General features: G+C 68.2%; 2 protein-coding genes. Both read right to left on the minus strand.

Annotated elements, in window-relative coordinates; translation table 11 throughout:
• Nucleotides 1-13: 13 nt before the first annotated feature.
• On the minus strand, nt 14-355 hold the full coding sequence (locus ACWF9Z_RS36680) for a hypothetical protein (RefSeq protein ID WP_453609961.1): 342 nt from the start codon (nt 353-355) through the stop codon (nt 14-16).
• 28 nt (nt 356-383) lie between these two features.
• A complete protein-coding gene (locus ACWF9Z_RS36685) occupies nt 384-1,253 on the minus strand; it encodes an IS5 family transposase (RefSeq protein WP_453609963.1) in 870 nt (289 codons plus the stop codon).
• Nucleotides 1,254-1,311 lie beyond the last annotated feature (58 nt).

The raw sequence follows: 1,311 nt of genomic DNA on the forward strand, positions 1-1,311 counted from the left end.
CCTAGGCCGTGTTTTAGGTAGCGCGGGCGGCCAGCCACTTGGTGAGGTCGCCGGCGATGCGGTCGTTGTTGGTCTCGACGGTCACGTCGTGTTCGCGACGGGTGGTGTCACGGCGGACGACCTCGTATCCGCCCTCGTCCAGGACGGCGACGGAGGCAAACCAGACGGGGTCGTCCTGGTCGGGCTGGATGACGACGAACGTGTTGTCCGAGTCGTTCAGGTCGTCGATCAGCATGAACAGCGCGTCCTCGGACGGGTCGTCGACGTGGTCACCGTTCTCGCTGTCGGCGCAGTAGTACCTGGCGGCCACCGAAGCCCTCCCCGAAGATGTGCTGCCCAATGCCGTGATCAGCATGGCACGGCCGTATCGGCGGGCCGCCGGTTCACAGCCACTGGTGGATCGCCGCGATCTGGACGGCCGCCTCGAACCGGACGGCGAGCTTGTCATAGCGGGTCGCGACGGCCCGGTGCTGCTTGAGACGGCTGATCCCGCACTCGACCGCGTGGCGGGCTTTGTAGTCCTCCCGGTCGAAGGCCGGCGGTCGGCCACCGGCTCGGCCGCGGCGCTTGCGGTTGCGAACCTGGTCGGCCGGCTCGGCGATGGTGCAGCGGATCCCGCGTCTGCGCAGGTAAGCACGGTTGGCGCGCGAGGAGTACGCCTTGTCACCTCGCACCCGCAGTGGCCTGCGCCTGGGACGACCGCCGCCGGCCTTGGGCACCCGGATCGCTTCGAGGACCGGCTCGAACTGCGGACTGTCACCCCGTTGACCTGCCGTGACCAGCAACGACAGCGGCTTCTGGCCCTGCTCGCAGGCCAGATGGATCTTCGTGGAGAACCCGCCCCGCGACCGGCCCAGCCCGTGATCCTCCGGTTCGGTCCCGACCCCTCCCGGGGGCTCCTTCTGTCCGGCCCCGTCCCGGCGGGCACCAGCCGCGTGCTGATGGGCCCGGCAGACTGTGGAGTCGACGTTCACCTCCCACGTGATCAGCCCGGCCGCATCAGCCCTCGCCTGCAGCAAGGTGAGGATCCTGGCCCACACACCCTCGCGCTGCCAGCGGCGAAAGAGCCCGTAAACGGTCTGCCAAGGCCCGTACTCGCGCGGCAGATCACGCCACGGAACACCTGTCCGAACACGCCACCGAACTCCATTGATCAACCGCCGCCGGTTCCCGGACCTGCGGTTCACGCCTGCCGCAGGCAGCAACGACTCCAGCACCGACCACTGCTCATCAGAAAGATCCCCACGCCCCACACCATGATCATCACAGCGCAAGGCGTGGACCGGAACCCCGATCTAAAACACGGCCTAG

The sequence above is a fragment of the Streptomyces sp. NPDC054961 genome (genome assembly GCF_053609145.1).

Coding starts and splice junctions, on each gene's coding strand:
- ACWF9Z_RS36680 (WP_453609961.1), bottom strand. CDS start 355: ATGCTGATCACGGCATTGGGCAGCACATCTTCGGGGAGGGCTTCGGTG.